This window comes from Rugosimonospora africana, assembly GCF_016862975.1.
GTDB lineage: Bacteria > Actinomycetota > Actinomycetes > Mycobacteriales > Micromonosporaceae > Rugosimonospora > Rugosimonospora africana.
Map to the genome: position 1 here is coordinate 32818 of NZ_BONZ01000068.1, position 17793 is coordinate 50610.

General features: G+C 72.0%; 14 protein-coding genes and 1 pseudogene. 3 read left to right on the forward strand and 12 right to left on the reverse strand.

Going from position 1 to position 17793, the window contains the following annotated elements:
* Nucleotides 1–17 precede the first annotated feature (17 nt).
* Both Raf01_RS33460 and Raf01_RS33465 read right to left on the reverse strand, forming a co-directional pair.
* On the reverse strand, nt 18–1181 hold the full coding sequence (locus Raf01_RS33460; protein WP_203922080.1) for a low temperature requirement protein A: 1164 nt from the start codon (nt 1179–1181) through the stop codon (nt 18–20).
* 144 nt (nt 1182–1325) lie between these two features.
* A complete protein-coding gene (locus tag Raf01_RS33465) occupies nt 1326–2225 on the reverse strand; it encodes a fumarylacetoacetate hydrolase family protein (RefSeq protein WP_239134159.1) in 900 nt (299 codons plus the stop codon).
* 120 nt (nt 2226–2345) lie between these two features.
* On the opposite strand from Raf01_RS33465, the gene Raf01_RS33470 reads away from it, so the two are divergent.
* Complete coding sequence (locus Raf01_RS33470; RefSeq protein WP_203922081.1) at nt 2346–2858, forward strand: GNAT family N-acetyltransferase; 513 nt, start codon at nt 2346–2348, stop codon at nt 2856–2858.
* A 112-nt stretch (nt 2859–2970) separates the two neighbouring features.
* Here the strand turns inward: Raf01_RS33470 and Raf01_RS33475 are convergent, their stop codons facing one another.
* Entirely contained in the window at nt 2971–4152 is a 1182-nt protein-coding gene (locus Raf01_RS33475) for a tetratricopeptide repeat protein (RefSeq protein ID WP_203922082.1), read from the reverse strand.
* The gene (locus Raf01_RS33480; protein WP_203922083.1) at nt 4149–5477 is read right to left on the reverse strand and encodes a tetratricopeptide repeat protein; all 1329 of its coding nucleotides are present in this window, start codon (nt 5475–5477) and stop codon (nt 4149–4151) included. The genes Raf01_RS33475 and Raf01_RS33480 overlap by 4 nt, the downstream gene beginning before the upstream one ends.
* A gap of 122 nt (nt 5478–5599) precedes the next feature.
* Between Raf01_RS33480 and Raf01_RS33485 the strand changes: the two genes are divergently transcribed.
* Complete coding sequence (locus tag Raf01_RS33485) at nt 5600–7006, forward strand: MFS transporter (RefSeq protein ID WP_203922084.1); 1407 nt, start codon at nt 5600–5602, stop codon at nt 7004–7006.
* 98 nt (nt 7007–7104) lie between these two features.
* Here Raf01_RS33485 and Raf01_RS33490 read toward each other — a convergent pair whose 3' ends face one another.
* The 8 genes and pseudogenes from Raf01_RS33490 to accD form a co-directional block, all read right to left on the reverse strand.
* Nucleotides 7105–8358, reverse strand: coding sequence for a glycoside hydrolase family 3 N-terminal domain-containing protein (locus tag Raf01_RS33490; protein ID WP_203922085.1), 1254 nt, complete (start codon nt 8356–8358; stop codon nt 7105–7107).
* 196 nt (nt 8359–8554) lie between these two features.
* A complete protein-coding gene (locus Raf01_RS33495; protein ID WP_203922086.1) occupies nt 8555–9823 on the reverse strand; it encodes a beta-ketoacyl synthase N-terminal-like domain-containing protein in 1269 nt (422 codons plus the stop codon).
* On the reverse strand, nt 9820–11091 hold the full coding sequence (locus tag Raf01_RS33500; RefSeq protein ID WP_203922087.1) for a beta-ketoacyl-[acyl-carrier-protein] synthase family protein: 1272 nt from the start codon (nt 11089–11091) through the stop codon (nt 9820–9822). The genes Raf01_RS33495 and Raf01_RS33500 overlap by 4 nt, the downstream gene beginning before the upstream one ends.
* Before the next feature lie 146 nt (nt 11092–11237).
* Nucleotides 11238–11627: pseudogene (locus tag Raf01_RS33505) on the reverse strand (cupin domain-containing protein); the annotation flags it as partial.
* Nucleotides 11620–12453 (reverse strand): SRPBCC family protein, encoded by an 834-nt coding sequence (locus tag Raf01_RS33510; RefSeq protein ID WP_203922089.1) that lies wholly within the window; start codon nt 12451–12453, stop codon nt 11620–11622. The gene Raf01_RS33510 and the pseudogene Raf01_RS33505, both read right to left, overlap by 8 nt.
* Before the next feature lie 15 nt (nt 12454–12468).
* Nucleotides 12469–13857, reverse strand: a complete 1389-nt coding sequence (locus tag Raf01_RS33515; RefSeq protein ID WP_203922090.1) for an acetyl-CoA carboxylase biotin carboxylase subunit — start codon at nt 13855–13857, stop codon at nt 12469–12471.
* A 109-nt stretch (nt 13858–13966) separates the two neighbouring features.
* The gene (accB, locus tag Raf01_RS33520; RefSeq protein ID WP_203922091.1) at nt 13967–14464 is read right to left on the reverse strand and encodes an acetyl-CoA carboxylase biotin carboxyl carrier protein; all 498 of its coding nucleotides are present in this window, start codon (nt 14462–14464) and stop codon (nt 13967–13969) included.
* Nucleotides 14445–16322 (reverse strand): acetyl-CoA carboxylase, carboxyltransferase subunit beta, encoded by a 1878-nt coding sequence (gene accD, locus Raf01_RS33525; protein ID WP_203922092.1) that lies wholly within the window; start codon nt 16320–16322, stop codon nt 14445–14447. The genes accB and accD overlap by 20 nt, the downstream gene beginning before the upstream one ends.
* 406 nt (nt 16323–16728) lie before the next feature.
* On the opposite strand from accD, the gene Raf01_RS33530 reads away from it, so the two are divergent.
* Nucleotides 16729–17643, forward strand: coding sequence for an AfsR/SARP family transcriptional regulator (locus tag Raf01_RS33530; protein WP_203922093.1), 915 nt, complete (start codon nt 16729–16731; stop codon nt 17641–17643).
* Nucleotides 17644–17793: the final 150 nt, after the last annotated feature.

The following is a 17793-nucleotide window of genomic DNA, read 5'->3' on the forward strand; positions in this document are numbered from 1 at the left end:
GTGCCTGGCCGACTCGGTCAACCATCCTGCGCTGACGCGGCGGCCTGCTCGACGACGACCACGATCACCCAGATCGCGACGCTCAGGCTCACCGCCACGAGTGGCGGCAGCCCACCGAGCGCGATGACCAGCGCGACGACCGCCAACGCGCCGTGGGCCGACGCCACCCTCCGGCTGACCGGCCGGTTGAGACCGAGATAGAGGATCAACCCGCCCAGCACCAACGCCAGTTGGCTTCCGCCCAGCAGCGGCCCGGAAACGCCGCGCTCGTGGTGCGCCGCCTCCCGCGCGGCCAACTCGACCGCGACGCCCAGGGCCGCTATCGCCCCGTACACCGCCAGATGGCCGTACCCGTAGAGGAAGCTGCGGAGTGTCGCCCGCCTGCCGGCGCGTAGTGCCCGGTTGGCTTCGCCGCGGTGGAACGCCGTGATGAAGTACACCCACCACACCCCGCTGGCGATGACGAAGCCGCCTGTTCCGATGGCCATGGTCGACGGTCGCCAGCCGGTCGCGTCGATCGCATTGGCGAGCGCGAGGACAGCCTCCCCGAGCACGACGATGGTGAACAGTCCGAACCGCTCCGGCATGTGTGACTCCTGAGTCGGTAGGCTGCTCACCCTGGCGTAGGCCACTGGTCCGGAGACCGCCGCGTTGACGACCAGCGCGGCACCCCAGACGGCGTACCGAGCCGGGGTGGGTACCAGCAGCGAACCGAACCAGGCGGCGGCGCCGACCAGGTACCCGAGGACGAACCACCGGCAGAATTCCCGTACCTGTTCGTCCAGCCACCCGACGACCGCGTACATGCCGAGGAGCAGCAGCAACAACAGTCCGTACGCCACCGCGAACCGGCCAGAGTTCCCGGCCGCTACGCCGCCGAGCGACGTGGACAATGCCAACACGCCCAGCATCGCGACCAGTTGCACCAGGCGGCTCGGCGGACGGTCGTCGTCGAAGAGGTCAGCGAAGTAGGAGAAGCTGATCCACAGCCACCAGACCGTGGTCAGCAGCCCGGCAAAGACCAGCACGCCGTGCAACGACGGATCGTCCACCAACAACCGGCCGAGCCGGAACACGGCGACGACGAACACCAGGTCGAAGAACAGCTCCAGCCAGCTGGACCGCCGTGTCTCGCCGTAGCTGTGCGTCAGTGAACGCCGGCGACCCGCTGGTTCCGCCACGGCGGCAGCATAGCGACGGACCGGCCACAGAGTCGCCGGCTTCGCGGGAAGATCACCCGATCTGGTCCGACCGGCTCCGGTATCCGATGCCGACCGGCCGGGCCGGCGTGCCCCCGGAGCGGGGTTGGCCTCAGGCCGGGCGGCTCAGGCCGCGTGGCGGTCCGGTGCCGGAGTCAGCCAGCCGAACGCTTCCCGGGTCGCCGACCGCACCGGGTTGGCCAGCCGGCCGACGCCCTCGATCTCGACGACCACCTCGTCGCCGGGTGCCAGGCAGAAGTCCAGGTCGGGAACCAGCCCGGTGCCGGTCGACAGCACGGCACCGTCCGGGAAGGTCGCCTGGCGGAACAGGTACTCGACGAGTTCGGCGAAGCCGCGGCGCATCCGCGCGGTGGAGGTCTGCCCGGACCAGGCCACGTCGCCGTCGCGCAGGACGGTGACCGCGATCGACAGTGCGGCGGGATCGGGAATCTCCCAGATCGGCGCGATGCCCGGACCCAGCGCACACGAGCCGGAGTAGATCTTCGCCTGCGGGAGGTACAGCGGGTTTTCCCCCTCGATGGAGCGCGAGGACACGTCGTCGCAGATGGTCAGCCCGACGATGTCGCCGTGCGCGTCGCAGACCAGCGCCAACTCCGGCTCGGGTACGTCGATGTCGGAGTCGACCCGCACGCCGATCGGCTCGCCGTCGCCGCAGACCCGCCAGGCCGGCGACTTGAAGAACAGCTCGGGCCGGGCCGCGTCGTACACCCGGGCGTACACGTCGGCGACCTGGCTCTCCTCCTGCCGCGCCTCGCTGGACCGCAGGTACGTCACCCCGGAGGCCCACACCTCGGTCAACCCGTCGACGGGTGGCAGCAGCCTGGCACCGGGTACCTCGTCGCCCGGCGACTCGACGGCCTTCCGCAGGGCGGCACTCCCCTCGCGCAGCAGGGCCGCCAGGGAGGGTGCGGCCAGTGCCCGTACCACCCCGGTGTCGCCGTCCCGGAGACCGACGCCGGCACCGGCGCCATCCGTTGTCGCGTACCGGACGATCTGGTTGGGCACGGCTGTTCCCCTCGCTGTCGACTCCGCAAGATCTTACAACCGCCCGGTCGGACCGGCACTCGTCGCCTTCTCGCGCAGCCACTCGCCGCCTTCTCGAAGCCCATGCGGCAGGATCGGCGCATGGACAACGTTTCCGTCCGCCCCGCGGAACCCGAGGATCTGGCCGCCGTTGCCGAACTGCGCTGGCGGTGGGCACGGGAGAATGGCACGCCCCCGGTCACCACCCGGGAGGAGTTCGTGACCGCGTTCACCGAATGGGCGCGCGACAACCGGGGCTCCCACCGGTGTGTGGTCGCGGTTCGCGGCGATGTCGTCGGCGGCGATGTCGTCCGCGACAATGTGGTCGGCGGCGATGTCGTCATCGGGATGGCCTGGCTGGCGACCGTCCGGCGGGTGCCGCACCCGGGTTCGCTGGACCGGATCTCGGGCGATGTGCAATGTGTGTACGTGGTACCGGAACAGCGCAACGGCGGCCTGGGCGGCCGGCTGATCGAAGCGGTCCTTGCCCACGCACGCGATCTGGGAGTCGAGCGCGCGACGGTGCACTCCAGCATCCGCGCCATTCCCGCGTACCGCCGGCACGGCTTCGTCCAGTCGCCGCAACTGCTCGACGTCGACATCGCACACCGGTAGCGTCGCGCGACGGTCCACTGAGACGAGCCGACGTCGCGGTTCGCGGCCACCCGCGCTCGCCGCCGGAAGCTCAGGCCGCGGCGCTCAGGCCGCGGCGCTCAGACCGCGCCGCTCAGACCTGGCCGGCCGGAGTCTCCGGTCCCGGCGCCCCCGCCTGAGCCGCAGCCCGGTCGGCCGCCCCGGGCGCGACCCGGTCGCCGGTACCCGGGCCGCTGCGCCGGCGCCTCCTGGCCCTGGACACGGCGCGGTTCCAGACCCGGATCACCCGGATCAGTGCCGGCACCACGCCGGCCGTCGCGAACAGCTGCAGCGTGGTCCACAGCGGCAGGGTGGTGGTGAGCATGACGAGCCCGATCGCGACCTGGTAGACCGCCAGCGCCATGAGGATCACGTGCGACCGGCGCAGCGACCTGAGGCCGTTCGCGTCGTCCTTCAGCGCGACCGCGGGCCAGCGGACCATGCGCCGGGTGCCGCTCGGCAGCCGCCGGTACGCGAGGCCGGCGAGGACCACCGTACCGGCGGCGACCAGGGCGGCCAGGCCGTCGCGTACGGCTCCCGGCGACAGCGTCGCGGCCGCCAGCCAGCAGGCGAGGTACACGCCCGATGTGGCCAGGTGCAGCCGGCCGAGCCACATGGTCGCCGCCAGCTGGACGTTGCGCACGAGCCGCGGATTGCCCGGGTTCGCCGCCACCACAGCCTGGAAACGGTCGGCGGCGGCGGTTGTCCGGGACTGGTGCAGGTCCAGTACGGCGAGGTTGACCCGCGCCGCCGCGTCCTCCGGCGACACGGCGAGTACCTGCTCGTAGCGCGCCCGGGCGGTGCGCAGGTCACCGAGCGCCAGGGCGACCCGGCCGGCGAGTACCAGGATCTCGTTGTTGTGCGGCGACAGCTCGAGCGCCCGGTCCACGGCGTCCCGCGCGGCCAATGCGGACTGGGCGTCCTCACCGGCCAGCAACGCCTCGGCGAGTACGACGAACGGCTCCCATTGCTGCGGCTTGAGGCGCACCGCCTCGCGCGCCGCCGCGACGGCCTCCGCCGGCCGGTCGAGGCGGCGCAGCGCGATGGACCGCAGCCGGTGCGCCCACTCGTCGTTCGGTGCCAGCGCGCACGCGCGTGCCGCCTGCTCCAGCATCGCCGGCCAGTCCTGGCCCAGGTGATGGCACCGGGCCAGCAGGCACGCCAGCCGCGCCGAGTTCGGGTCGCGAGCCGCGAGCCGGACGAGGATCTCCGCGGCCGCCTCCCAGCGGCCCACTTCGAGCAGCGCGTTGACCCGCCGCAGCTCCGGGTCGGTCATCGGGCGGGGCGTTGTCGCTTGAGGTACTGCGCCAGATCGTCGTAGCTGCCGTCCTGGTTACCGAACTGCGCGACGTTTTTCGCGGAGGCGAACCACGAGCCGGTCGAGGGGCGCAGCGCCCGGGCGGCGGCCTCCATGTCCCGCTGCTCGATCATCCGCACCTCGCCGGAGGAGATGGCGTCCTGGATCGCGTTCTCGGCGGCTGTCTCGCAGAGGTGCTCCAGGTCGGCTCCGGAGAACGACTCCGTCGCCGCCGCCAGCTTGGCCAGATCGATGTTCGCGATCGGGCGGTCCCGCAGGTGGTATTCGAGGATCGTCGACCGTGCCGGGGCGTCCGGCGGCGCGACGAACAGCATCCGGTCCAGCCGCCCGGGCCGGCGCAGCGCCGCGTCCACGTCCCAGGGCGCGTTCGTCGCGGCCAGCACGAACATCCCCTCGTTGACGGCGTCCACACCATCGAGCTCGGTCAGCAGTTGGTTGCCGAGGGTCCGCATGGCCGAGGACCGCAGCTGGCTGCGCTTGTGGCCCAGCGCGTCGATCTCGTCGAAGAACAGCACGCACGGCGCGTTGCGCCGGGCCGCCTCGAAGATCTCGTGCAGGTTCCGTTCCGCCTGGCCCGACCACATGTCCAGCACATCGACAATGGACACCGAGAGGAACCGGGCGCCCATCTCACCCGCGACGGCGCGGGCCAGGAACGTCTTGCCGCAGCCGGGCGGACCGTACAGGAGCAGGCCACCGCGCAGCTTCTTGCCGTACAGCGCCCGCAGCTTCGGGTTGCGCATCGGTGCCAGGAAGGCCAGCTCCAGGCGGGTCTTCACGTCTTCCATGCCGCCGACATCGGCCAGTCGTACCGAGGAGATCTCGGCCTGCACGATGCCGTCGTCGTCGGACCGGATCGGTTCCGGCTCGTCGCCGGCACGCGCGAACCGGGGCGGTATGACATCCTCCAGGTCCCCGACGATCGCCGACCAGGCGGCCTCCGGGCTCGGGTCGTGGACCGCCGAGGACGCGTCCGGCTCGCTGTCCGGCCCCGCGGCCGCGCCGGCTTCGCCGTCCGTCGCCTCCGCCGGCCCGGCCGGTCGCCGCGGACCGGGCACGTCACCGTCCGCCGGGGCCGGCTCGCCGCCGGCGATCGCTCGCGCCATCAACGCCCGTACGCCGGCGTTCTGCGGGTCTCCGGCCAGTGCCCGGGCCAGCTGCTCGATGGCTTCGTCCCGGCGCTTCGCGGCCAGCAGCAGCTCGGCGAGGTGTACCCGCAGCGGAACGTCGTCCGGACGGTCGGCGACGGCCGCGCGCAGGCTCTCGATCAAGGACGAGTCCATGCCCGGAGCGTATCGGCCGGCCGGACCGTGCGGCCATCCGGTTCCGCCGGTCGGCGGGGCTGGCCCCTGGTACATTTCAGGACAAGTAGCACGCCCGCGTCCTCGAGGTTGACGGTGCCCAGGTGACGGCCGATGCCAGAGCGGCCACCCTCGCCGCCCGCCTCGACCTTCTGCCGGTGTCCCGCTGGCACCGGATGGTCACCCTGATCGTGGGCCTCGGCTCGTTCTTCGACCTCTACGAGGTGTTCCTCGGCGGCGTTCTGGCTCCCGTGCTGGCCAAACAGTGGCACCTGTCGTCGACCGGCAAGTCCGCGGTGATCTCCAGCGCCTTCGCCGGCATGTTCATCGGGGCGAGCCTGTTGTCGCTCGCCGCCGACCGCTGGGGCAGGCGACGGATCTTCATGGTCAACCTGCTCGTCTACTCGCTCTTCTCGCTGGCCTCCGCGTTCTCGCCGAACCTTCAGGTGTTCCTGGTGCTGCGGTTCCTCGCCGGCATCGGGATCGGTGCCGAGCTGGTCCTCGTCGACGCGTACCTGGCCGAGTTCCTGCCCGCGCGGGTACGCGGCCGGTACATCGCATGGGCGTACACGGTCGGATTCTTCGGCGTACCGCTCGTGGCGCTCGTCGGCGCGCGGGTGATCGCGTCGGCGCGGTTCGGCATCGACGGCTGGCGCTGGCTGCTGATCGGTGGGGGGCTCGCCGCGCTGGTGGTGCTGTTCTCCCGGCGCGCGTTGGAGGAGTCCCCGCGCTGGCTGGCGGCGCGCGGCGACTTCGCCGCGGCGGACGCCGTGGTGGGACGCGTGGAGGAGCGGGTGCGCGCCTGGATGCGGCGAGCCGGCAGGCCGGTACCCGAGCTCAGCGAGGCGACCGGGCGGCACGCCGCCGAGCTGGCCGCCGCGCAGCGGCGCGAACAGCGCCCGCGGCTCGTCGACATGTTCCGCGGCCGGTACCGCGGCCGCACGATCATGATGTGGACCTTCCAGGTGCTGCAGACGGTCGCCTACTACGGCTTCGGCTCGCTGGCACCCATCGTGCTGGTGTCCAAGGGCTTCACCGTCACGTCCTCGCTCGGCTACGCGGGACTGACCTACCTCGGCTACCCGTTGGGTTCGCTGGTGTCGTTGCCGCTGGTGGAACGCTTCGAACGCAAGACGCTCATCATCGTCTCGGCGATCGGCATCGCCGTCTTCGGACTGATCTTCGGCTTCTCGACCAGCACACCGCTGATCGTGGCCGCCGGATTCCTGCTGACCATCTGCAGCAACGTGTTCTCGAACGCCTTTCATGTCTATCAGACCGAGATCTTCCCGACCGCGGTGCGCAGCAGCGCCATCGGCATCGCCTACTCGCTCTCGCGTGCCGCGTCGGCGCTGCTGCCGTTCATCGCGGTCGCCGCGCTCGACCGGCTCGGTGCCGGCGGGGTGTTCGGCGGGTCAGCGGTGCTGATCGCCGCGCTCTGCGTGGACGTCTGGCTGCTCGGCCCGCGAACGAACGGGCGGGCGCTGGAGGACACGGCGGCCACGAGCTGACCGTGGGCCACCCGTCCGGTGGGCACCGCCGTGCGCCGCGTGGTCCGGCCGCCGGCGAGATGCTTGTGGCCGGTGAATGCCCGCTGCCGGTGGGTGCCTCAGCCGAGCCGGCCGCGCAGCGCGAGGACGCGCTGCAGCGCGTCGGCGCCCAGTCCCGAATCGAGCTGCCCGTTGGCGATCGCCGCCTGGAGGGCGTCGACCGCGTCCTGACCCTGGCCGACGTCGCGTGCGGAGCAGAGCACGATGTCCATGCCGGCCGCCGCGGCCGCGACCGCGCGCTCACCGGTATCGCCGAAGTTCTGCAGCGCGCCGGCCTCGATCGCGTCGGTGATCGTGACTCCGCGGAACCTGAGCCGCCCGCGGAGTTCGAGCACGATCCTCGGTGACAGCCCGGCCGGCAGGTTCGGGTCGAGCGCCGGGTAGGTCGCCCACGACATCATGACCATGTCCACGTTGGCCTGCACAGCGTGGGTGAACGGGAACTCGTCGACGCGACGCAGGTCCGACGACGACACGTTGAGCGTCGCGGTCCCGAGATCGGTGTTCTGGGCTCTGGTCGCGGCACCGAGCCCGGGGAAGTGCTTGGCGGTCGTGACCACGCCGAGCTCTTGCTGCGCGGTGATGGACGCGGCACCGCACACGCCGCAGACGGCGGGATCCATGCTGTACGAGCGCCCGAACTGGTCGTCGAAGTTGCCGGCCTGCCGGTACACGTCGAGTACCGGCGCGAGGTTGCAGTTCATCCCGGCGTCGAGCAGGTTCTGTGCCGCGCCGACGCCCGCGGATCGCGCCGCACCGACCGGGTCGGCCGACGCGCCGACCTGCTTCTCGGAAACCCCGGGGGCGCCGGGAAGCCGCTGCACGACGCCGCCCTCCTGGTCGGTCATCAGCAACAGCGGGTATCCGATGCCGCTGTCCGCCTGCGCCTGCGCCAACTGGCCGGTCACCGCCTGGATCTGGCTGCGGTCGTTGCGGTTGATGTTCTCGCCGAAGAAGATGACCCCGCCGACCAGTCCGGCACGGATGGCGTCGAAGAGTGCCGGCGGCGGCGTCAGACCGGGGTAGGACCAGATCACGCGCTGCCCGGCCTGCTGCTCGGGGGAAAGGCCGAACGGGCCGGGCTCACTCTTCGCGCTCGCCGCACCGGTCACGCCATCGATCGCCGCACCGGTCGCCCCACCGGTCGGGCCGGCGCCGAGTGCCCGCGCCGGTTTCGCGAGCGCGGCGCCGCCAGCGAGCAGGGCCGCCCCGCCGACGAGCAGGCTGCGCCTACCGACGCCCCGGCTGTTGCCGATTGCCGGAGGCGAGTCGAAGTCGATCGAGGTGCCAGCGGAGCCATCGTTCGGAGCCATTGCCGTCCTCCTCGCACAGTCGGGGCAACGCCCCCGATCGGCTGCGCGCGAAACGTCCGTCTCGCCCGGAACCTCGAATGATCGCCGCATGATCACATTGGCAGAGACCAATGTGGCAGAGACCAATGTGGACGTCAAGGCTCACCCAGCCGCCGCCAATGCCGAGCCGGCGGCTCACTCCACCGGCCGCATCCCGTCACCCTGGCGCGGAGCCCCGGCGCAGCACCACCGCGCTGTTGAACCCGTCGAAGCCGCGCGCCGCGATCAGGGCGAGATCCGACCGCTGCTGCCGGTGTTCGCGGACGAAATCCAGGTCGCACCCGGACGCCGGCCGGTCCAACCCAGCGGTCGCCGGCACCAGACCCTGGTGCATCGCCAGCAACGCGTTGGCCACATCCAGAGCCGCGCCGCCCTGGTGAGCCCGGCCGGTCAGCGGCTTCTGCGTGGTCACCGGCGGCGAGGTCGGACCGAAGACGGTACGCAGGGCCCGCGCTTCGCTGAGGTCATAGCCGGGTACGCCGAGCGCGTCCGGTACCACGATGTCCACCTCGTCCGGCCGGGCCCCGGCGCGCTCCAGGGCCAGCTCCATCGCGCGGGCGTACTGCGTGGCGTCACCGCGCTGCCGAGCGTCGGTGTACCGGGCGTCGTGCGTCGAGGCCCAGCCGGCCACCTCGCCGTAGATGGTCGCACCGCGATCCAGCGCGTGCCCGAGCTCCTCGACGACGAAGACCGCACCGCCCTCCCCCGGCACGTACCCGCTGGCTGTCTCGTCGAACGGCCGGTACGCCCGGGCGGGGTCGGTACTGCTGGTCAACAGGCCGCCACGCAGTTGGCAGGCCAGGGCGTACGGGCTCAGCGGGCACTCGGTACCGCCGGCGATCACCACCGGGGTACCCCGGCGGATCATCCGTACCGCGTGGGCCAGGCTGTCCAGGCCGCCGGCGGTCTCCGACACCAGTACCCCGCACGGGCCCTTGAACTGGTGGTGGATGGAGAGCTGGCCGACACTGGCGGCGTAGAACCAGGCGATCGACTGGTACGCACCGACGGTACGCGACGGCTGGCTCCACAGGCGTTGCAGTTCCCGCTGACCGAACAGGTTCCCGCCGGACGAGCTGGCCAGGGTCACCCCCACCTGGTACGGGTCGCCGGCCACCTCGGCCAGCCCGGCGTCCTGCAGGGCGAGCCGGGTGGCCGCGAACCCGAGGTGGGTCCACCGGTCGGTCTGCACCACCCGCCGGTTGTCGGCCCATCCCAGCGCGTCGAACTCGGACACCTCGCCGGCCAGCGTGGACGGGTACGGGGTCGGGTCGAACAGCGTGATCCGCCGCAGCGCACTCTCCCCGGCCAGTACCCGCTTCCAGTGGGCGTCCGCGCCGACACCGGTCGGCGCGACCACACCGATCCCGGTCACCACGGCCCTCTTGCTCGTCGCGCCGCCCCGGTCAGCGCGCGGGGCGGTCATCGGACCGCCTCGGTCAACCGGCGGAACACCATCGCCGACTGGAACCCGCCGAACCCGCTGCCGACCGACAGCGCGACATCCACGTCCACTTCCCGCGCGGTGTTCGGAACGTAGTCGAGGTCGCATTCCGGGTCCCGGGTGCTCCAGTTGGCGGTCGGCGGCACGACCCCGTTCTCGATGGCCAGCGCGCACGCGGCCATCTCGATGGATCCGATCGCGCCGAGCGAGTGCCCGACCATCGACTTGATGGAGCTGATCGGCACGCGGTACGCGGTGTCGCGCAGCGCCCGCTTGAACGCGGCCGTCTCGTGCCGGTCGTTCTGCCGGGTACCCGAGCCGTGCGCGCTGATGTACGACACGTCGTCCGGGTTGAGCCGTCCCTCGTCCAGTGCCGCCGTGATGGCCAGCGCCATCTCGGCGCCGTCCGGCCTCAGGCCGGTCATGTGGTACCCGTTGCTGCGGTTGGCGTAGCCGGCCAGTTCGCAGTAGATGTGCGCGCCACGCCGCCGGGCGTGGGCCAACTCCTCCAGGACGAGCACGGCGGCGCCCTCGGCGAGGACGAACCCGGCCCGGTTCCCGTCGAACGGGCGGGACGCGTGCGCCGGGTCGTCGTTGGCCGCGGTGGTCGCCTTGATGGCGTCGAACGACGCGACGGTCACCGGTGAGATCGGCGTGTCCGACGCCCCGGCCAGCACCACGTCCGCCTCGTCGTCGCAGATCAGCTGGTGCGCGTACCCGACCGCGTCGATCCCGGACGTGCAGCCCGTGGAGATCACCTGGGCCGGGCCGTGCAGCCCGTGCCGGCAGGCGACCTCGGCGGCCAGGCTGCTCGGAACCAGCGCCTGGTAGAGGAACGGAGTGGTGCGGTTGTGGTCGACCAGCCACTGGGCGCCCGAGTCGCTGGCCACGACGTACTCCCGCTCCAGCGCCATGGTGCCGCCGACGGCCGAGCCGAGCACGACCCCGGTCCGTTGCCGGGTCGCCTCGTCGGTCGCGAGCCCGCTGTCGGCCAGCGCCTCGATCGACGCGGCGAGCGCGAACTGCACGTACCGGTCGGCTCGCTGCCGCTCCACGGCGGTGAGCCCGGCCGCGGCGGCGTCGAAGTCGCACTCGGCGGCGATCTGGGAGCGGAACGGGGACGGGTCGAAGAAGCTGATCCGCCGGGTCGAGGTCCGCCCCTCGGTGATGGTGGCCCAGAACTGGTCGCGGGTGACCCCGCCGGGAGCCACCACACCGACCCCGGTCACCACCGTCCGGCGCGGGTTCACGCCGGGGCCTCGGCGGGCTGCTCGGCCGGCTCGTCGCGTTGAGCCGCCGCGGACTGCTCAGCCGGCGCTGACTGCTGGGCCGGCGCCGGCTGCGCGGCCGGCGCTGACTGCTCGGCCGGCGCCGGCTGCGCGGGAGGCGCGGCGCTCTCGGTGTCGACGTGCCCGAGTTCGGGCCGGGGAGCCAGCGGCCCCAGTTGGAAGACCGCCTCGGCCGGCTCGTCCCCGGCGTTGCGCAGCCGGTGCCGGGCGCCTATCGGGATGAACAGCGCCTGGCCGGTAGCCAGCGGGACCGGCTGGTCGTCCAGGTCCACCACGATCTGGCCCCGGATGACGCACAGGAACTCCTCGCTGTACGGGTGGTAGTGCTCCGCGATCCGCTCCCCCGGCAGCAGCCGGGCGACGCCCATGAAGCCCGACGTACTCCCGACGGTCTTCGGTCCCAACAGGACCCGCAGCTCGCCGCCGCGCCGGCAGTCCGGCGGTACGTCCCGCGCCGCGACCACCCGGCGGAACTCGGCACCGGTACCGTCACTCATCGCCGGCCCCCGTGCCCGCCGTGGCGTCCTGCCGGGTAGCCGCCCGTTCGACGCGCTCACGTTCGACGCGCTCCCGGATGACGGCCATCTGAATCCGCGAGTTGGAGTTGATCCGCTCAGTCATCTGGCGGTTGTTCACTGGGGCGGTCGGGCGCATCGCGAAGTCCTGCACCCAGGTCATCCGGGTACCTTCCGGTACCTCGTCGTAGTGCCAGCCGATCCGCATGTACTCGAACGGCCCGGTCTCCACCCGGTGCGCCCGCACCTTGCGCCGTACCGGGTCGGCGGTGCGCTCGCTGACCCAGCTCCAGACAGCCCCGTTCTCGTCCGGCACCATGGTGAGCCGGAACAGTACCGTCTCCCCGGTGCGCTGGAGCACCTCCACCGAGGCGTACTCGGTGAACAGGTCGGGCCACCGCTCGACGTCGTTGGTCAGCTGCCAGACCAGTTCGATGGGGGCGTTGATGACGACGGTGTTCTCGGTGTGCCCCGGCTGGTCGGGGTCGGCCGCCGGCGCGGGGATCGGGTTGCCGCTCGGGTTGCCGCTGGGCGAGGGTCCGGCCGGCTCGCCGGGCGGGCGGATGTCCAGCAGTTCGGCGAGTTCGTCGATGGTGAGCAGCGCGGCGTTCTCCGGCACGTGCGCGCCGTGCCGGTCCGCGACGACGGCCTCCAGTTCGAGCAGGGCGAGCGAGTCCATGCCGAGTTCCGCCAGTGTCGCGGTCGGCGCCGACGCGGCCGCGTCGGGATCCAGTCCACAGTTGCGCACCAGGATCGCGGTGATTTCGGCGGTCACGGCCTGGCGCCGCTCCGAAGTGTTGAGAGTCATCTGGCCTCCCTGGCATCAGGTGGTTGGGTGTGGAAGACGGGAGTCCCGCGGCGCGGGCGGATTCACGAGACGGTCGACGAGTCCGGTCGAGTAGCGGCCCTTGCGGAACGCGGCGTCGTCGAGGATGCGGCGGAGGAACGGGATCGTGGTGCGTACCCCGGGTCCGGCGATGTCGAACTCGGCCAGCGCGCGTTCCATCCGGTCCAGGGCGAGGTCGCGGTCCGGAGCCCAGACGATCACCTTGGCGAGCAGCGAGTCGTAGTACGGGCCGACCAGGTAACCGGGGTAGCCGTGGGTGTCCACCCGGGTGAACGGGCCGCCCGGCGGCCGGAACCGGTCGAGGCGCCCGGGCGCCGGCGCGAAGCCGCGGTCCGGGTCCTCCGCGTTGACCCGGCACTCGATCGCGGCGCCTCGCAGCCGTACCTCGTCCTGCCGCATCCGCAAGCGCACGCCCGCCGCGATGTGCAACTGCTCGTGCACCAGGTCGAGACCGGTGATCATTTCGGTCACCGGGTGCTCCACCTGGATGCGGCAGTTCGCCTCGATGAAACGGAATCCCTCGGTCTCGTCGACGAGGAATTCGAAGGTGCCCGCTCCCCGGTAGCCGACGGCGAGCGCTCCGCGCACCGCGGCGTCGGCGATGGCGTCCAGGGTGCACGGGGACAGCCCCGGCGCCGGGCCCTCCTCCACCAGCTTCTGGTGCCGGCGCTGCGCCGAACAGTCCCGGGTACCCAGGTGCACACCGTTGCCGTACGCGTCGCAGAGCACCTGCACCTCGACGTGCCGCGCGTGGACCAGGTAGTGCTCCAGGTAGACCCGGTTGTCGCCGAACGTGGCCTGTGCGGCCATCTGGGTCCGCGCGAACGCGTCGGCGAGTTCGGACGGCGACCACACCACGGCCATCCCGCGACCGCCGCCGCCCGCGACGCTCTTGATGATGACCGGGTAACCGATCTCCTTGGCGACCGTTCGCGCGGCTGCCGCGCTGGCCAGTGTCTCGGCGCTTCCCGCGTTCAGCGGCAGTCCGGCCTGGCGCATCAGGGTGCGCGCCCGCGCCTTGTCGCCGAACGCGCGCACCACCTCCGGGTCGGGTCCGATGAAGACCAGCCCGTTGTCGGCGCAGACCTCGGCGAAGTCGGCGTCCTCGGAGAGGAAGCCGTAGCCGGGGTGGATCGCGTCGGCGCCGGTCTGCCGGGCCGCCTCGACGATCGCCGCGGCGTTGAGGTAGCTGTGCCGGCTCGCCGGCGGCCCGATCCGGACCGCCTCGTCGGCCATCCGCACCACCGCCGAGTCGCTGTCCGCGGTCGAGTAGACCGCCACCGTCCGTACGCCCAACTCCCGGCACGCGCGGGCGACCCGTACCGCGATTTCGCCGCGGTTGGCGATCAGTACCTTCTCGAACATGCTCGCGCCCTCCCCCTGTTCGTCTCGCGCGGCAAATCCCCGTGCGGCAAATCCCTGTACGGCAAATCCCTGTGCGAAAATCCCCTGCGGCAAATCCCCCCGCGGCCGGTCACGCCGGTGCCAGGGCGATGAGCGCCTGTCCGAACTCGACCGGCTGGCCGTCGTCGACGAGCACGTCGAGCACCCGACCCGCCTGGCCGGCGGTGATCTCGTTCATGAGCTTCATCGCCTCGACGATGCCGATCACCCGGTCCGGCTCGACCAGATCGCCGACGGCCACGAACGGCGTCGCGCCCGGCTCGGGGGCGCGGTAGAACGTGCCGACCATCGGCGACACGATGCTGTGCGACACGGCGCTGCCCGACCCGGGCCCCGCCATCGCCTGCGGTACGTCCGCGGGAGCGGTCGCGGTAACCGGTGCGGCCGGCGGTACGGCGGCTGGCCGCGCCGGCCCGCCGTTGTGGTCGCCGTGCCATTCGATCTCCACGGCGGCGTCACCGCGACTGATCTGGATCCGCCGCAGCGGTCCGGCGACCTCGCCCACCAGCAACCGGGCCTGCTGGCGCAGGGCGGCCAGCACGCCGTCCTCATGCTCCGGAGTACTCATGGACGCTCCCCAGTTCGGTGCGGGCCTTGTCACCGGTGGCGCAGAACCTGCGGAACCGCGCCCGGCGCAGCGGCACGAGATCCTGGGCGGGTACGTCCAGCAGCGGCGTGAGCGTCCCGGTGAGCGCCGCGCGCAGCTCGCCCGGCGCGTGCTGCCCGCCGGGGACGGCCGGATCGCCGACGATCGCGTCGATCACGCCGACCCGCAGCAGGTCGGGTGCTGTCAGGCAGAGGGCCTCGGCGGCCCGGGGCGCCGCGGACGGATCGTTCCAGAGGATCGCGGCGCAGCCCTCCGGGCTGATCACCGAGTACACCGCGTCGTGACGCATCAGCACCCGGTCGGCGACCGCGAGCGCCAGCGCTCCCCCGCTGCCACCCTCACCGGTGATGACCGCGACGACGGGTACCGGCAGGCCGGCCATGGTCGAGATGCTCTCCGCGATGGCGAGTGCCTGACCCTGCTGCTCGGCCTGCACGCCCGGGCTCGCCCCGGGAGTGTCGATGAGCGTCACCACCGGCAGGCCGAGATTGGCCGCCGTCCGCATGACGCGGACAGCTTTGCGGTACCCGGCCGGACTCGCCATGCCGAAGTCGCGCGCCACCAACTCGGCGGTGGTGTGGCCCTTCTGGTGCCCGATCACCGCCACCGGGATCCCGTCCAGGCGGGCGAAGCCCGCGACGACCGCCGGGCAGTCCGCGCCCAGCCGATCGCCGTGCAGTTCCACGAACCCGTCGAACGCGGTGGCCAGATAGTCCAATGTGGTCGGTCGGTCGGACCGCCGTGCGGCGCGTACGATCCCGATCGCCTCGGCCGGCGCGGAGGTGCCGTCGCGTACCGGCGCGCCAGCCGTGCCCGGAGACTGGCCTGGGTCGTCGTGCGGTGCCAGACGCACCGACCCGGGCCGGTCGGGAGCTTCGACGTCCGGCTCCGGTGGCGGTACCCGAGGGGACGGCACGGTCGCGTGCACCGGTGCGGCGGCCGCCAACGCGGGAGCGGGTCTCGTGGCTACAGACCGCGGGGCTTCGGGCCGCGGGGCTTCGGCCCGCGGGGCGGGCGTCGGCGCCGCCACCGAGAGCAGCGAGCGCAGCGCCGGCCGCAACTGCCGGCGCTCCACCACCATGTCCACATAGCCGTGACGGAACAGGAAATCGGCGGTCTGGAAGCCGTCGGGCAGGGTCTGCCGGAGCGTCTGCTGGATGACCCGCGGTCCGGCGAAGCCCATCCGGGCCCCGCTCTCCGCGACGATGACATCGGTGGCGGTCGCGAACGACGCGGCCACGCCCCCGTACGTGGGGTCGGTGATGACGCTGACGCTCAGCAGGCCGTCCGACCGCAGGCCGGCGATCGCCTGGATCGTGGTCGCCATCTGCATGAGCGACAGCGCGCCCTCCTGCATCCGCGCTCCGCCGGACGCGGTCACCACGACGAACGGCAGCCGGCGCTGGCGGGCACGCTCCACGGCACGCACGATCAGCTCACCGGTGACCGAACCCAGGCTGCCGCCGAGGAACCGGAAGTCCATCGCCGCCAGCACCAGGCGGTGACCGTCGATGGCCGCCTCGCCGCACAACACCGCCTCGGACAGGCCGGTGGACGCGCGGGCGCCGGCCAGCCGCGCCGGGTACGGGACCAGGTCGACGAACCCGAGCGGGTCGACCGCCGGAACCCGGTCGGCGAACGCGGTGAAGCTGCCCGGGTCGGCGAGCTGTTCGATCCGGTCCGCGGCGGCGAGCCGCCGGTGGTCGCCGCACTCCGGGCAGACTTCCAGATTGCGGTACAGCCGTTTGCGATAAAGCAACGTCGAGCACGACGCGCAGCGCACCCACGGCTGCCGCTCAGCAGTGGCCGCTGCGGTCATCGCCGGTTCCCGCGTGTCGTGGTCGCGGTCGTGACAGCATCCATGTGTTCCCCCAGACTGGATCGCCGCACCACCGTGACCCGGGGGGTGTCAATCGCCTGTCACAGAAAACTCACAGGTTTGGGCGAGCTATGACGCTGGGGTGACGGCGCGTACCGGATCGTTCCGCGTGGGCCTGCGCTCCCCACGCAGGTCACGTGAGGTTTTCAGGAAAATCTGCCGGTCGCACCGCCGGCCGAACCGTTGACGGAGCGTAGTAGCGATTGATAACGTTCGTCACACTTTATGACTAAGCAGGTATTCGGGTCAGGGCACCGGCCGTTGCTTGGGGACAGCGGTGTCACACCAGCCAACCCCCCGGCAGCGCGGCTTTCCGAACGAGAGTCTCCGTGCAGGGGGTTCAACGATGGCCTCTGAAAAGAGCACGCCGATCTCCGGGAGGAAGAGCCCTCCGCGGCAACCGGCCGAGCGGCGGCAACCGAGCGCGCCGCGGCAACCGGGTGAGGAGCGGGAAGCGAGCGAGGAGCGGCAACCGGCCGAGCTCCCGGCTGTCCATGCCGAGGTGACGATCCAGCTGGTGCTGCTCGGTGGGTTCCGGCTGCTGCACGACGGCAAGCCGGTGGTGGTGCCGCGCGGCCTGCAGCGCGCCATCGCGCTGATCGGACTGCGTCCCGGTGCCACCCGCTCGCACCTTGCCGGGCTGCTGTGGCCGGACACACCGGAGGAGCGTGCGTTGTCGTCGCTGCGGACCGCGTTGTGGCGGTTGCGCCAGGACCCCTTTTGCCCGATCGTGGCGGCGGGCGACACCGTCCGGCTTCATCCGCGAGTCAACGTCGACGTCGACGAACTCGTCCGCGCCGCGAGCGGGGTGAACCAGGGAGGCGATCCGCGCCCGGCCGCGCCGGTCCTCGCCGCCGGCCGGCACGACCTGTTGCCCGGCTGGTACGACGACTGGGTGTTGCTGGAACGCGAACGGCTCCGGCAGTTGCGACTTCATCTGCTCGACGAGACTGCCCGTGCCCACCTACGGGCCGGTGACCACGGGGCGGCGCTGCAGGCCGCGCTGGAGGCGATCGCCGCGGAGCCGCTCCGGGAAACCCCGCACCGCCTGGTCGTCGCGACGCACCTCGCCGAGGGCAACGCCTACGAGGCGCTGCACGCGTTCTACGTGTACCGGGATCTCCTCCTCCGCGAGCTGCAACTCGAACCGTCCACGGCGATGCACGAACTGATCAATCAAGTCCTTCCTCCGATCATTTCGTCTGGCCAGCGCCAGGGCCGCCCCGGTACCGATCCTCCCCGCGTCACGCGGCCATCCTGAGAGCGGCCGTCTCGAGAGCGGCCATCCTGAGAGCGACCGGCCTGAGGACTACCTGCCTCACCGGCCGGCCTCACCGAGTCCCCCTCGCCGGGCCGGCGTCGGCGAGAGCGGACCCATCCTGGCAGCCACCCGTCCCCGCGGCGTCACCGT

What these genes read in the sequence shown, in the direction of transcription:
- Raf01_RS33470 (WP_203922081.1), top strand. Translation starts at nt 2,346, where the DNA reads ATGGACAACGTTTCCGTCCGCCCCGCGGAACCCGAGGATCTGGCCGCC.
- Raf01_RS33475 (WP_203922082.1), bottom strand. Translation starts at nt 4,152, where the DNA reads ATGACCGACCCGGAGCTGCGGCGGGTCAACGCGCTGCTCGAAGTGGGC.
- Raf01_RS33480 (WP_203922083.1), bottom strand. Translation starts at nt 5,477, where the DNA reads ATGGACTCGTCCTTGATCGAGAGCCTGCGCGCGGCCGTCGCCGACCGT.
- Raf01_RS33490 (WP_203922085.1), bottom strand. Translation starts at nt 8,358, where the DNA reads ATGGCTCCGAACGATGGCTCCGCTGGCACCTCGATCGACTTCGACTCG.
- Raf01_RS33495 (WP_203922086.1), bottom strand. Translation starts at nt 9,823, where the DNA reads ATGACCGCCCCGCGCGCTGACCGGGGCGGCGCGACGAGCAAGAGGGCC.
- Raf01_RS33510 (WP_203922089.1), bottom strand. Translation starts at nt 12,453, where the DNA reads ATGACTCTCAACACTTCGGAGCGGCGCCAGGCCGTGACCGCCGAAATC.
- Raf01_RS33515 (WP_203922090.1), bottom strand. Translation starts at nt 13,857, where the DNA reads ATGTTCGAGAAGGTACTGATCGCCAACCGCGGCGAAATCGCGGTACGG.
- accB (WP_203922091.1), bottom strand. Translation starts at nt 14,464, where the DNA reads ATGAGTACTCCGGAGCATGAGGACGGCGTGCTGGCCGCCCTGCGCCAG.
- accD (WP_203922092.1), bottom strand. Translation starts at nt 16,322, where the DNA reads ATGACCGCAGCGGCCACTGCTGAGCGGCAGCCGTGGGTGCGCTGCGCG.
- Raf01_RS33530 (WP_203922093.1), top strand. Translation starts at nt 16,729, where the DNA reads ATGGCCTCTGAAAAGAGCACGCCGATCTCCGGGAGGAAGAGCCCTCCG.